At 64.0% G+C, this 13,342-nt stretch carries 13 protein-coding genes and 1 pseudogene; 5 read left to right on the forward strand and 9 right to left on the reverse strand.

The window, feature by feature from the left end; all coding sequences use genetic code 11:
• Positions 1-10: 10 nt before the first annotated feature.
• Positions 11-781: an exodeoxyribonuclease III gene (locus JQ587_RS31965; protein WP_212299357.1), complete on the reverse strand. Its 771-nt coding sequence runs from the start codon at positions 779-781 to the stop codon at positions 11-13.
• A gap of 38 nt (positions 782-819) precedes the next feature.
• Between JQ587_RS31965 and JQ587_RS31970 the strand changes: the two genes are divergently transcribed.
• Positions 820-1,041, forward strand: coding sequence for a cysteine rich repeat-containing protein (locus JQ587_RS31970; RefSeq protein WP_212427989.1), 222 nt, complete (start codon positions 820-822; stop codon positions 1,039-1,041).
• 12 nt (positions 1,042-1,053) lie between these two features.
• On the opposite strand, the gene alr is transcribed toward JQ587_RS31970, so the two are convergent.
• The 3 genes from alr to JQ587_RS31985 form a co-directional block, all read right to left on the reverse strand.
• Complete coding sequence (gene alr / locus JQ587_RS31975; RefSeq protein ID WP_433995313.1) at positions 1,054-2,337, reverse strand: alanine racemase; 1,284 nt, start codon at positions 2,335-2,337, stop codon at positions 1,054-1,056.
• Positions 2,338-2,377: 40 nt separating this feature from the next.
• A complete protein-coding gene (locus tag JQ587_RS31980; RefSeq protein WP_212299360.1) occupies positions 2,378-3,889 on the reverse strand; it encodes a replicative DNA helicase in 1,512 nt (503 codons plus the stop codon).
• A 751-nt stretch (positions 3,890-4,640) separates the two neighbouring features.
• Positions 4,641-5,891, reverse strand: coding sequence for a cyclopropane fatty acid synthase (locus JQ587_RS31985; protein ID WP_212299361.1), 1,251 nt, complete (start codon positions 5,889-5,891; stop codon positions 4,641-4,643).
• Between the two features lie 273 nt (positions 5,892-6,164).
• Between JQ587_RS31985 and JQ587_RS31990 the strand changes: the two genes are divergently transcribed.
• Both JQ587_RS31990 and JQ587_RS36805 read left to right on the forward strand, forming a co-directional pair.
• On the forward strand, positions 6,165-7,172 hold the full coding sequence (locus JQ587_RS31990) for a hypothetical protein (protein WP_212427991.1): 1,008 nt from the start codon (positions 6,165-6,167) through the stop codon (positions 7,170-7,172).
• A gap of 4 nt (positions 7,173-7,176) precedes the next feature.
• A pseudogene (locus tag JQ587_RS36805) lies at positions 7,177-7,387 on the forward strand (hotdog family protein); the annotation flags it as partial.
• 37 nt (positions 7,388-7,424) lie between these two features.
• Here the strand turns inward: JQ587_RS36805 and rplI are convergent.
• The 5 genes from rplI to rpsF all read right to left on the reverse strand — a co-directional run bounded on the left by rplI (position 7,425) and on the right by rpsF (position 11,018).
• Positions 7,425-8,030: a 50S ribosomal protein L9 gene (gene rplI, locus JQ587_RS31995; protein ID WP_212427992.1), complete on the reverse strand. Its 606-nt coding sequence runs from the start codon at positions 8,028-8,030 to the stop codon at positions 7,425-7,427.
• Between the two features lie 48 nt (positions 8,031-8,078).
• Positions 8,079-9,047, reverse strand: coding sequence for a DUF2232 domain-containing protein (locus JQ587_RS32000; protein WP_212427993.1), 969 nt, complete (start codon positions 9,045-9,047; stop codon positions 8,079-8,081).
• 282 nt (positions 9,048-9,329) lie between these two features.
• Entirely contained in the window at positions 9,330-9,992 is a 663-nt protein-coding gene (locus JQ587_RS32005) for a PEP-CTERM sorting domain-containing protein (RefSeq protein WP_212427994.1), read from the reverse strand.
• A gap of 286 nt (positions 9,993-10,278) precedes the next feature.
• The gene (gene rpsR / locus JQ587_RS32010) at positions 10,279-10,518 is read right to left on the reverse strand and encodes a 30S ribosomal protein S18 (protein WP_007592020.1); all 240 of its coding nucleotides are present in this window, start codon (positions 10,516-10,518) and stop codon (positions 10,279-10,281) included.
• A gap of 5 nt (positions 10,519-10,523) precedes the next feature.
• Positions 10,524-11,018, reverse strand: a complete 495-nt coding sequence (gene rpsF, locus JQ587_RS32015; RefSeq protein ID WP_057757987.1) for a 30S ribosomal protein S6 — start codon at positions 11,016-11,018, stop codon at positions 10,524-10,526.
• A 330-nt stretch (positions 11,019-11,348) separates the two neighbouring features.
• Here rpsF and JQ587_RS32020 point away from each other — a divergent pair, with 330 nt between their 5' ends.
• Together JQ587_RS32020 and JQ587_RS32025 are read left to right on the forward strand one after the other, a co-directional pair.
• Positions 11,349-12,053, forward strand: a complete 705-nt coding sequence (locus JQ587_RS32020; RefSeq protein ID WP_212427995.1) for a TetR/AcrR family transcriptional regulator C-terminal domain-containing protein — start codon at positions 11,349-11,351, stop codon at positions 12,051-12,053.
• 3 nt (positions 12,054-12,056) lie between these two features.
• On the forward strand, positions 12,057-13,082 hold the full coding sequence (locus JQ587_RS32025) for a fatty acid desaturase family protein (protein WP_212427996.1): 1,026 nt from the start codon (positions 12,057-12,059) through the stop codon (positions 13,080-13,082).
• Positions 13,083-13,342: the final 260 nt, after the last annotated feature.

A 13,342-nucleotide genomic window follows, 5' to 3' on the forward strand; every position in this document is an offset into this window, starting at 1 on the left:
GGCACCCGGCTTATCTCAACACCACCCAGGCCGGCGCATGATCGCTCGCGCCGTCCTCGCCGCGAATCCTCTTGTCGACATCGGCCTTCGCCAGGCGTGAGACGAGGGCAGGGCTCAGCAGCAGATGGTCGAGCCGCAGCCCCGCATCGCGCGGCCAGCGGTTCCGCTTGTAATCCCAGAACGTGTAGATGCGCTTGTCTCCGTGCGTCTCGCGGATCGCGTCGCACCAGCCTTGTTCGATGAGTGACGCAAACGCCGCGCGGCTCTTCGGCTGGATCAAGGCATCCTTGTCCCACGAGCGCGTCGGATAGATGTCGATCTCCGTTGGTGCGACGTTGTAGTCGCCGGCGAGCACCACGGGCAGATCCTGCTTGATGAAGGTTTTGGCGTGGCGCTTCAGTCGCGCAAACCAGTCGAGCTTGTAGTCAAATTTCGGCCCGGGCTGCGGATTGCCGTTCGGCAGGTAAATGCTCGTGACGATGACGCCGCGCACGGCGGCCTCGATGTAGCGCGCCTCGTGGTCATCGGGGCGTCCCGGCAGGCGGTCGCGCGTCAGCACGGGCTCGGCGTCGCGGGCGAGGATAGCGACGCCGTTCCAGGTCTTCTGTCCGCGCCACACTGCGCCGTAGCCGGCCTTTTCGATCGCGGCTGCCGGAAATTCGCCATCACTTGCCTTCAATTCCTGAAGCGCGACAACATCGGGCTTCGCCGCGCGCATCCATGCGAGCAGATTGGGCAGACGGCGGTTGATGTTGTTGATGTTGAATGTCGCAATCTTCATGTAGAGCTACCGGCTCCTGCCTCGTACCCGGAGATACAATGTCCAAACTGAGCTTTGCCGCTATTGCGTTCGCCGTCGCGTTCTCCGGGGCCGCTTCCGCACAATCGGCCGATCCGCGCGGTGCGTGCAAGGCGGACTATGACAAATTCTGCGCCGGCATCGCGCCGGGCGGCGGCCGTATCGTCGCCTGTCTTAACGGCAAGCGCGACCAGCTCAGCGCGACCTGCAAGGCGGCGCTGGATAGCAGGCAGAAGAAATAAGCGGTGCGTCTGTCAGCTCGGCAGCGGCGGCGGGGCCGACGGCTGCTCGATCGTTGGCGGTGAGAGCGGCTGCTCGGCCGCTTGTGCGGGCTCGGGCTTCGCCAGCGGCTCGACCACGTTGCCGCCCTTGTAGACGCGGGCGTAGCGGTGACCGAGGCTGGTGAGCACCTCGTAACCGATCGTGCCGAAATGATGCGCGAGTTCGTCGACGGTGATGCCCTCGCCGAGCAGCGTCACCATGTGGCCGCGCCGCGCCGCGTTCGGTGGCAGATCGGTGATGTCGATCGCGATCAAATCCATCGAGACGCGGCCCGCGACCGGGCAGCGCTTGCCGGCAACGATCACCTCGGCACCACGGGTGCCGTCGTTGGAGCTGGCGGCGCGGAAATAGCCATCGGCATAGCCAACCGCAATGATCGCGAGCTTCGTTGGCCGCCGCGCCGTCCAGGTGCCGCCGTAGCCGACGGTTTCGCCGCGCTCGATGCTGCGGATCTGCACGATGCGCGCCTTCAGGTCGACGACCTGTTGCATCGGGTTGTCAGCCTCCGGCGTCGGATTGACGCCATAGAGCGCGGCACCCGGCCGTACCAGATCGAACTGGAAGGGCGCACCGAGGAAGATGCCTGACGAATTGGCCAGCGCTGCCGGCACGCCGGAGAATTCGCTGGCGATGCCGCGGAAGGCTGCAAGCTGCTTGGCGTTGACGGGGCTGTTGAGCTGCTCGGCCGAGACCAGGTGGCTCATCACCAGCGTGATGCCGTGATCGCCGGCATTGATGCGGGGGATGATCGCCTGCGCCTCCGCAAGTGTGAGCCCGAGCCGGTTCATGCCGGTGTCGATGTGGATCGCGGCGCCGCCGGACCAGCCGGTGCGGCGGCAGAACACGTCCCATTCGGCGAGTTCATTGAGGTCGCCGATCACGGGACGGCAGTTGATCTTGGCGTAGTGCTCGCCGGTGTTCTGGAAATAGCCGCCGAGCACGTAGATCGCGGCATCCGGCACCGCCCCGCGGGCGGTGCGCGCCTCCTCGATGGTGGCGACGAAGAAGGTCTTGCAGCCGGCCTTGTTCAGCGCGTGCGCGACCTCGGCAGTGCCGCAGCCATAGGCGTCGGCCTTGATCACCGCCGAGCACTCAGCCGGCACCGCCGTTTTCTCGAGCCTGCGCCAGTTGGCGATGATGGCGTCGAGATCGACGGTGAGCACGCCGCCGTAGGCTGCGAGCGCGGCAGCCTGATTGGCCTCCGCGGAGAGGAGGCCGGATTGCGGGGGCATGTTTGGGTCGGACGCCATTGTCATGGCGCCGTTTTACGCAAGAGGCAGGCCGGGTTCAAGAAACTCAGTAGTCGTTGCCGCTGCGTGCCGGCAGCTGACTGTCCGGCGCGAGGTCGCCGAACCGCGTGACCGAGGCTTCGAACGCCAGATCGACGGTGCCGGTCGGGCCGTGGCGCTGCTTGCCGATGATGACCTCGGCCTTTCCGTGCGCAAGACTCATGTCAAGCTGCCACTTCTCGTGCTCGGGCGTGCCTGGACGGGGCTCCTTCATCGCGAGGTAGTATTCCTCGCGATACACGAACAGCACGACGTCGGCGTCCTGCTCGATCGAGCCGGATTCACGCAAGTCTGAAAGCTGCGGCCGTTTGTCGTCTCGGGATTCGACCTGACGCGAGAGCTGAGACAGCGCGATCACGGGAACGTTGAGTTCCTTGGCAAGCGCCTTCAGGCTGGTCGTGATCTCCGTGATTTCCTGCACGCGGCTGTCGCTGGAGCGCTTGCCCGAGCCCGAGAGCAGCTGGATGTAGTCGATCACGAGCAGATCGAGGCCCTTCTGACGCTTCAGCCGGCGTGCGCGCGCCATCAATTGCGCGATCGACAGGCCGCCGGTCGCGTCGACATAGAAGGGCAGCGACTGCAGCTCGATCGAGACCTCCCGGATCTTGTCGAAATCGGCTTCCGAGATACCGCCGCGGCGGATGTGGGAGGAGGGAACGCCGGTGCGCTCGGCCACGATACGCGTGGCGAGCTGGTCGGCCGACATTTCGCAGGAGAAGAAGCCGATGACGCCGCCATTGGCGGCCTTGGTGGTGCCGTCGGCCTGGAGTTCCGGAACGTAGGCTCGTGCGACGTTGTAGGCGATGTTGGTCGCAAGCGAGGTCTTGCCCATGCCGGGACGGCCCGCGACGATGATGAGATCGGAGTGCTGCAGCCCACCCATCTTGGTGTCGAGGTCGCGCATGCCCGTCGAGATGCCGGACAGCTTGCCGTCGCGCTGGAACGCCTTTGCCGCGAGATCGACCGCGACCGCCAGTGCCTGCGAGAATTTCTGGAAGCCGCCGTCATAGCGACCGGATTCGGCAAGCTCGTAGAGCCGGCGCTCGGCGTCCTCGATCTGCGCCCGCGGCGCGAAGTCGACGGGGGCGTCATAGGCGACGTTGACCATGTCCTCGCCGATGCCGATGAGGTCCCGCCGCAGCGCAAGATCGTAGATGGTACGCCCATAATCCTGCGCATTGATAATGGTGGTGGCTTCGGCTGCGAGCCGCGCAAGATACTGGCCGATGGTCATGCCGCCGACGTCGGTATCCGCAGGCAGGAACGTCTTCAGCGTCACGGGCGTGGCGATCTTGCCCATCCGGATTAGGCTGCCGGCGGTCTCGTAGATCGTCTGGTGCAGCGGCTCGAAATAGTGCTTCGGCTCCAGGAAGTCGGAGACCCGGTAGAAGGCATCATTGTTGACCAGGATCGCGCCCAGAAGGCTCTGTTCCGCCTCGATGTTGTGCGGCGCGCTCCGATAGGCGGGGGTTCCCGGTTCGGGAGCAAGTTTGAGGACGTTCGAATCAGTCAGGGCCATGGTCGAGCGATAGCAATTTTCTGGGGCGGATGCGGGGCCGGGATAAAGCGCCGCCTCAGTCCAAAGCGGAAGCAAAAGCTCGTCGCTATCAACCGATCTTAAAAGCGGTGGATGATTAGCAGCCGCAGCATGCGCCGCGCTTGACGGATTTTTGCGGAACTCGAGCCAAAGTGGCCGCGATCGCGCCACGGAAAAATCCGGATGCGGTGAACCTAATGAATTGCCGTGCAGACCTATTTAAGAGCGCGCGACAGGACGCACTGGCGCACCAAGTGCGGGTTCAGACCAGCAGGAGGTAGACCAGCGCCACCAGGGCCGCGCCGACGCCGGTGGCGATCAGCGCGTAATCGGTGCGGAGGTCGTCCTGCACGTCGAATGAGGTTTGGGTCTCTTTGCTCATGGCGACGGTCTAAGGCAGGCCCGTCGAGAGGAATGTGAACCAGATCACATCTCCCCGGATTCTTTCGGGAGTAGGACAGGGAACAGGCGGTGGAGCCGGGGATTGTCTCCAGCGACCCGCCAACAGGGAACGAGGCAAGCGATGCGGCCAGAACGGCAGCGCCAGATTTGGCGAAGCGAGGCAGGCAGCCGGCTTTGGCTGTCCGGGCTGATCGCGGCCATGGAGCACGCCGAACAGCCTGAAATCCGGCGTCAGCCGGTCGCACCCGAAACCCTCGCGGGATTGCGCGCCCAGCTAGCGTTACCGGCGTCTTTCCGGGTATCGCCGATTTCGACCCTGCGTCATTAGGATTCATTCACCAGCGAGTTTCAGCTTCGGCTTGGCACCGCTCTCGAGGGCGCGCAGCCGGGCTTCTTCACCTGCAATATAATCGCGGGTCATCGGGACCACACCCTGGCGGCGCGCGAGCTGAACCTGGAAGTTCATCATGTCCTGCTTGCGGAACGTCATCTCGCAGGCGGCGAGATAAAATTCCCACATCAGCGCGAAGCGCTCGTCGTACAGCTGCACGGCTTCCTCCCGGCGCGCCATGAAGCGTTCCCGCCAGGCCTTGAGCGTCTCTGCATAATGCAGGCGCAGAATCTCGATGTCGCAGACCAACAGCCCGGCGCGCTCGATCGCGGGCAGCACCTCCGACAGCGACGGGATGTAGCCGCCGGGGAAGATGTACTTGGCGATCCATGGATTGGTCGAATCCGGGCCCTGCGAACGGCCAATCGAGTGCAGCAGCATGACGCCGTCCTTGCTGAGCAGTTCGGCGCAGCGCTGGAAATACGTGTCGTAGAACCTGGCTCCGACATGCTCGAACATGCCGACCGAGACGATGCGGTCGAAGGGGCCGTCGATGTCGCGATAGTCCTGCAGCAGGAAACGTGCCTGTCGCGCCAGACCCTTTTCGGCTGCGCGCGCGTTCGCAACCTGCAACTGCTCCGTCGACAATGTCACGCCGGTGACGTCGGCGCCGGCGATCTCGGCGAGATAGAGGCCGAGCCCGCCCCAACCCGAGCCGATGTCGAGCAGGCGCTGGCCGCTTCTGACCAGCAGCTTTGCAGCGACGTGCCGTTTCTTGGCGAGTTGCGCGTCGTCGAGCGTGGCGTCCTGCGTCTCGAAATAGGCGCAGCTATATTGCTTGTCGGCGTCGAGAAAGAGCGAATAGAGCCTCGCATCGAGGTCGTAATGATGCGCGACATTGTTGCGTGAGCGTATTCGCGGATTGAACTGCTTCAGGTGGCGGGTGAGATAGCGCAGGTGCCACCACGGCCTTGCCCAATGCGGCAACAGGTCGGCTTGATCGAGCAGGATCGCGAGGGCATCAGCTACGCTGCCGCGCTGGACGACGAACTCGCCATTCATATAGGCCTCGCCAAGCCCAAGCTCGGGATTGATGAGAACTCTCCTTTGTGCGTCGGCCGTGACGAAGCGGACTTCCACCGGCTCACCCGAGCCGTCGCCGACGCTGAATTTCAATCCTCCCGCCGTCGTGACCGTCATCGACCCGCGGCGGATGAATTGAGACAAGAACCTACGCAACAAGCGGTCCATAGACACCAACCTCTCGAGCGAACCCGAAAAGATGCGACTACCCGGCCGTCACACCGACGCATGGAGTGTACAATGGTTCCCATGCGTTCGCATGTAAATCTAGGCAGCCTATTCCCGTCCGGCTATTGCATTGTGTTCAAAGCCGATATTCGAAAATCGCGTGTTCACATGCTTGATGAGTGCGCTTCCATTCGCAGCGCAATCGGCTAAAAGGTGACCGCCGCCGCGCCGGGTGCCGGCCGTATCTGTCGGAATTCAATGGAGATGATGGGAATGTCGAGCCGAGCGCTCAGTCTCGCCACGGTGCTGTTTCTGATTGGCTTCGGCGCCTCCGATGCCGTCCTGGCGCAGGCGACGAACCTCGAGGCCGGCAAGGCCCCATCCCAGATCTTCGCGCAGACCTGCAACGCCTGCCACAAGAGCCCGCGGGGGCTCTTGAAAACGGTCGCGCCGGGCTCGCTGCCCGGCTTCCTGCGTCAGCATTACACCACCAGCTCCGACATGGCCGGCGTGCTGGCCTCCTACCTCATTTCCAACGGTGCTACCGACGCCCGCTACCAGTCCAAGGATGGCGGCAAGGACAAGAAGGACGGCGCCAGGGAGAAGGACGCCAACACGAATCCTGGGCAGCCGCCTGAGCACCAGGGGCGCCGCCAGCGCTCGCAGGAGGCTGCCAAGCCGGAGGGCGAGGGCGCTGCGAATCCGGCGGCTGAGGGTCGTCAGAAGCGCGCCGCGCGGCCGAGCGAGGAGGGCAAGGAAGGCGCGAAGCCTGAGGCCACCACCGAGCAGCCGTCTGCGGGCCGCAAGGGTAAGCGGCTGAGCAAGCGCGGCAAGCCGGAGACCGAAGACGCAGCCCCGCCGAAGGTTGAGCCCAAGGTCGATTCCAAGATCGAGCCCAAGACTGAGCCGAAGGCTGAACCGAAGACCGACACCAAGGCAGAACCGAAGAACGAGAGTGCCAAGGTCGATGCCGGTCGTGACGAGTCCAAGCCCGCCGAGAGGCCGGCGGAAGCCAGGCCTGAGAGCGCCAAGGTCGAGCCGAGCAGCAGCGACACGCCGGCTTTGCGCCCGGATCCGGTGCCGCAGGTAACGCCGGCCCCGGCGGCCTCCGCCAAGCCGGTCGAGAAGCCGGCTGAACCGGCTGCGCCGAAGCCGACGGAAGCGGCCGTTGCCAAACCGGCCGAGCCGGCAGCCAAGCCGGCTGAGCCCGCGCCCGCCGCGGCGCCGTCGCCAGCACCCGCCGAGTCCTCCGGTCCGCCGGCTCCTCCGATCTCGCGATAAGCAGAAATACAAGCTCAATCTGCTGTCGCCAGCGGTTGGCGACAAGCTGATCCGTCGTGCCAGGGTGATCAAGCCGGGCCGTCAGGTCTCCGTGGTCGCGGCCGACATGTTTCTGCGTCAGCAACGGTGTCGAGAAGCACACGGCAACGGCGCTCGCCTCGATTGCGATGCTGAGCGAGGATGTCGGCGCAAAAACGAAAAGCCCGGCTGCCTGAGGCAGCCGGGCTCCGCAGCCTTGCATGAATGCGAGGCTTACTTCTCAGTCTCGTCCGAAGCCGGAGCCGGCGCAACGTCGTCGTGCTGGGCTTCCGGATCGAAGAATTCGCCGGCGGCGGCGATCGCCTCGGCGGCCGCGTCGCGGTCCTCGTTGCGGGTGGAGATGTCCTCGCCGCGGTTGATGCGCTCGGCCTCGTCCTGGCTGCGCGCAACCGTGACGGTGACCTCGACCTCGACCTCGGGGTGAACCGCGACGGTGATCGAGTGCTTGCCGATGGTCTTGATCGGCGCATCGAGCTGCACCTGCGGACGGGCGAGCGACACGCCGTCGGCCTCGAAAGCAGCAACCACGTCACGCACCGTGACCGAGCCGAACAGCTGGCCGGCTTCAGACGCCTGACGGATCACGATGATGTTCTTGCCCTCGATCTTCTCGGCGACCTTGGACGCCTCGCCCTTCGAGGCAAGATTGCGAGCTTCGAGATCGGCCTTCATGCCGTCGTACTTGGCGCGGTTGTCGGCGGTGGCGCGCAGCGCCTTGCCGCGCTTGAGCAGGAAATTGCGGGCATAGCCGTCGCGAACCTTCACGACTTCGCCCATCTGGCCGAGCTTGCTCACGCGTTCCAGCAAAATGACTTCCATATTCGTTCTCCTTTGAGATGCTCTGGGTTTTCAGTTTTCGGGTTGGACTTAAGATATCGGCAATGGCGGCGGTTGCCGGTTGCGCAGGAAGCGCTCGCGGAAGCCGAACACGGCGTCCGCGAGCCCAAGGCCGGTCAGCAGGACAAGGCTCACGCTGAACATGAGGATGATGACGTAGGTGGCAGCGAGCCAGAACGCGCGATTGGCGAGGTCGCGCGTGATGGTGTGCAGAACGGCAAGGCCGATCAGCGCATAGGCCATCATCAAGACGGTCGTGACGACGACCGCGAGCAGGCCGGTCATTCCGCCGAAGAAGCTGAAGGCAAGCGCGACGCAGAGTGCCACGAGGGTCATTGGCGGCAAGCTCGTGCCGCTGAGGTCGGGCCAGGGCCGATGCAGCCGCCCTGAGACAGCCGCGACCTTGGCAGCAAGCCAGAGATTCAAGGTCAGGGTCGCCATCTGCGATGCGGCTACCAGAACCGGAATGACTGCCACCATCAAGCCGACAACGGGATCACTCTCGGTAACGGTCGTCTCGCTCACCAGTGAAAGAACCTTGGCGAAGCCGCGGCGCATCGCCTCACTAATGGCCGGCGCATCGCTTCCTAGCGAAAACAGAGATCCAGCGGTCAGCAGCGTGGCCAGCGCTGCAATCCAGAGCAGGATGCGTCCAAGCGGATACCATTCGACCTGCAGCGGCGCCGCATCGCTGTCTGCGACGCCGTCAGCCGCTGGCCTTCCCAGCATGGCGAGATGGCCAAGCCACCAGGCCGGCAGCGCGAACGCAAGACCGTAACCGAGCGCGAGGGGCGGGCTGAGCGCCGTGGCGATAAGGAGCGTTGCGACAAGGCCGGCAATCGCGCCGCAGAGCGGTCCCCAGGCGATCGCGGCAAGCATCAGGGGCAGAGGAGCGAGGTAAACCAGGACGAGCGAGATCGGCGCCCCTGACGCCATCGAGGCGAACATCAGGGCCGACGCGGCGCCGGCGATCAGGGCTATCAGTCCAAATACCATCATCAGCTGTCCCGCTCCCTTCGAGCGGTTAGAGCGAGACCAGCGGAAACGCTAGTATTATCAGAAGTTTATGCAGGCCGATCAATGCTATGTAGCAGAAACCGCAGCAGAAACCTCAGCTCGCTCAGCCCTGCGAACTACCTCTCGGCAGTCGCAAACGATTGAGGCTCCCAACGGGAGCCCCAAACCAATGCCGGCCTTCTATCCATTTTCGGCCGGATATTCAACGCCCCAATTTGATGGGCGGCGTCGTGCGGGTCGTCGAAGGTTCCCGGCTTGACGTGATCAGGCTGCGCCCAACGCTGAGCTCTTGCGGCGATGGAGGAGAAAACCGAAACCACAAAACCCGAGCATCATCATGGCCCAGGTCGACGGCTCCGGCACCGCGCTTGCAAACTGGATGTCGATCAGACCGGCCGAGCCGGCCGGAAATCCGACCCCTGCCAGGTTGACCGAGACCGAGTTGGCCGTGAAGGCGATATCGGAATCGGTCAAACCGGTCACGTTGCTGTTTGAATCCACGAACGCTGAGATGATCGGCGACAGTCCATTGGGACCCGAAATGTTGAATCCGTTGAACGGATAGACGCTCAGCCCCACGCCTTTCGGATAGTCGGCTATCGGGTAGTAGTAGCTGATCTGCACCTCATCGGGTCCAATCCCGACGACCGAGAACGTCGCCGGAAATTTGTTGGCAAACGTGCTGAGGTGCTGTGACCCGTCGGCAACAAAGGTGATCGGGCTGCCCGGGAATACATCTCCGTAATTCGGAAAGTAATAATTGAAGGTCAGGGTTTGGTTGTTCCAGGTCGAGGCCGTGGACGGTGACGCAGAGACGTTCACCAGTATCGCCGACATGAACAACGCCGTTGCCGCGTGCTTCAACGAGGCAAGCGTGAGAATCCTGGTCGCGAAAATCCTCACGTCATCTAAAAATACGGTGCGCATTCTGCCTCCATTCAATTTGGTCGGATCAGCAAGATGCGCAGTATTTTATCGTTGCAATTCCTGTCAATTGCGCGGCGCGCCAGAAGTATTGCTTTCCGCGCCGCAAGTCGCGAGGCGCATGCGAAGCGACGCAGGCCTCGGATGCGGGATCCGAGATCCCGACAAAATCATGTTCGGGCAAACCTTCAAAAGAAAAGCCGCCCCGAGGGCGGCTCTCCAATTCAAATCTCGCCAATGCAGAGCAGGGCAACCGGCGGCCCGACAGCCGCCGGTCGAATTGGTCCTGTCAGCGAATGACGTAGGGCAGCAGGCCCAGGAAGCGCGCGCGCTTGATGGCGCGGGCGAGCTCACGCTGCTTCTTCGCGGACACCGCGGTGATGCGGCTCGGCACGATCTTGCCGCGCTCGGAGACGTAACGCATCAAGAGCTTGGAGTCCTTGTAGTCGATCTTCGGCGCATTGGCTCCCGTGAACGGGCAGCTCTTGCGGCGACGGAAAAACGGGCGGCGTGCACCAGCTTCAGCCATTGTTCTTACTCCCCATCCGTCGTTTCAGCTTCGTCGCGCGGGCGGCGCGGGCCGCGATCGCCGCGGAAGCCGCCGTCACGATCACCGCCGCGGAAACCGCCTTCGCGGTCACCACGGAAACCACCTTCGCGCTCACCGCGGAAGCCGCCGCCACGGTCGTCACGCTCGCGATCGCGGTCGGCCTTGCGCATCATCGCGGACGGGCCTTCCTCGAGCTCTTCGACGCGGACGCTGAGATAGCGGATCACATCCTCGCTGATGCGCTCCTGGCGCTCGATCTCGGCGATCGCCGCGGACGGCGCGTCGATGTTGAGCAGCACGAAGTGCGCCTTGCGATTCTTGTTCATGCGGTAGGTGAGGGAGCGAACGCCCCAATTCTCGGTCTTGGTGACCTTGCCGCCGAGACCCTCGACGATGCCGGTCATCTGCGCAGTCAGCTCTTCGACCTGCTGCGTGCTCGCGTCTTGGCGCGCGAGAAAAACATGCTCATAGAGAGCCATTGTCGTCCTTTCCTCGTGTTAGCGCATCGCCCGGCGTCAAGCCCTTAAGAGACCTTCGGAAAGGACTCTGGGATTAAGCTCAGAAGGCGGAAACACGGGACGACGGGCCGACTGGCCCTGCCACACCAAAATCACGAATGACTTGCTGAGACCGTCCGTTCAGCTCCCGGCCGGGGTCTGCGGATGCGCGCGTTATACGGATTTTGGCCGGCTTGGCAAGGTTTGCCGCCGCGCTTTCGTCCCGGTGCGGGCTGGCGACCGGTCCTCCCTTACCATATTCGGCTTGATCCATTTGTTTGTATATCATACAAATAAGTCAGGGAGGATCCGATGGCGGAAAAGTCGGCTCAGGAACCGCTTGAGGCGGCGGGTGACCCCAAGCATGCGGCGCGGGCGACTCGCTCGGCCGGCCGCAAGATGCGTTCCATGCTGCTGGATGCCGCGAGCCCGTTATTTCGGGAGCGGGGGCTGTCGGGCACCGCGATCACGGACATCGCAGCCGCCGCCGACGCATTCCCGAGCCAGATCACCTATTACTTCCGCACCAAGGAAGCCCTGTTCGTCGAATGCGCCTGCCGCGATCTCCTGTATCTGGCGCGCGCGACCGAGCAGGCGGCGCTGAAGGCGCGCACGCCGCGCGAGTACACCCACGCTTTGGCCGAGACCGTGACCGCGAGCGATTCGATCGCCTTCTTCGCCGAGGCATTGACGCTGACGCGGCGGCGCCAGGATCTCGCGCCGCTGGTCGAGCGCACCATCGAACGCCTGCACGGTGAAGGCGCGCGCGCCTATGCGGGCCAGGTGGCGCGCCATGGCTGGCGCTCGCTGCGCGCGCCGGACGAAAGCTCGCGGCGGTTCTGGGCCGTCGCCATCGGGGTCATGCTCGAAGGCTACGCCATGGGGCGCTCGCCCGAGGCGTTGTGTGCCGAAATGCTGCGTGTGCTCGGCGAGCAGGCAAAATCTGGCGGTGACACCGGGCGCCTGCGTCTCGTCGACGAGCGCGATGCTTCAAGCCGATCGAACGAAGAGGGGTAGGCCATGACCGCGCTTCGCATGCGAGCCCGCGATTTCCTGACCGACGATGAGTTGGCTGACGTGCGCCAGCGCGTGACCTGGAAGGGTGTCGCGATGATCGCACACGCCTGGGCACTGATCATTGGCGCGATCGCGCTCGTCGCGTGGCGGCCCAATCCGATCACGTATATTTTTGCCGTCGCTGTCATCGGCTCGCGCCAGCTTGGACTTGCGATCCTCATGCATGACGGCGCCCATGGCTGTCTGTCCGCTGACGAGAAGACCAACCTGGCCCTCAGCCAATGGCTCTGTGCCTATCCGCTCTTTGCCGAGACGCGCAGCTATCGGCGCTACCACCTGCAGCACCATGCACGCACCCAGCAGGAGGACGACCCTGACCTGGTGCTGTCGGCGCCGTTTCCGATCACGAGGCTCAGCTATCGCCGCAAGTTCATTCGCGACATCACCGGGCAGACCGGCTACCAGCAGCGCAAGGCGCAATTGCTCAACGCGCTTGGACCGAAGGACTGGTCGTGGCGGCAGCGCGCCGCGCATTTCTGGGACAAGCTCGGCCCGCAATGCCTCGTCAACGCCGCGATGTTTGCCGCGTGCGCGGCGGCCGGCGCGTGGTGGGCTTATCCGTTGCTATGGCTGGTGCCGCTGCTCACCTGGATGATGGTCATCACCCGCATCCGCAACATCGCCGAGCACGCCGTCGTCCCTGACAGCAGCGATCCCTTGCGCAACACGCGCACCACGCACGCCAACTTTCTCGAGCGTCTCTTCATCGCGCCGTATTACGTGAACTACCACCTCGAACATCATCTGCTGTTCTACGTGCCCTGCTACAATCTGCCGAAGGTGCATCGCCTGCTGAGCGAGAGCCGCCATGCCGGCCGGATGGAGGTGCAGCCGGGCTACGCTGCGGTGCTGCGGCTCGCGACCGCAAAGCCTGATCGGGATGACCGTCCGGGCCAGCTCGTGAACAGCGCGCGTCGCGCGCAGGCCGGGGCCGAGGTCGGTGCGGATCAGAAGGCCGGCGGGTTTTGAGGCGGACAGGCGCTCGCGCCTCGTTTTCCGCTCGTCGTCCCCGGGGCGCGCGAAGCGCGAGCCCGGGCCCCATCACCACAGGCAGTCGTGGCTGCGGGGATTCGTAGTTGCAGCGTCGCGCCACAACTGCATCCTGGGGATATGGATCCCCGCCTTCGCGGGATGACACCAGGTACCGGGCGGGTGTTACCCCATCTCGGCTTGACATTTTTGCCCTAGACGGGTCTACGGCCCCTTTCGGAGCATGGTCGGGAACCAAG

The sequence above is a fragment of the Bradyrhizobium manausense genome, assembly GCF_018130615.1.
In the GTDB taxonomy this organism is placed as follows: domain Bacteria; phylum Pseudomonadota; class Alphaproteobacteria; order Rhizobiales; family Xanthobacteraceae; genus Bradyrhizobium; species Bradyrhizobium manausense_A.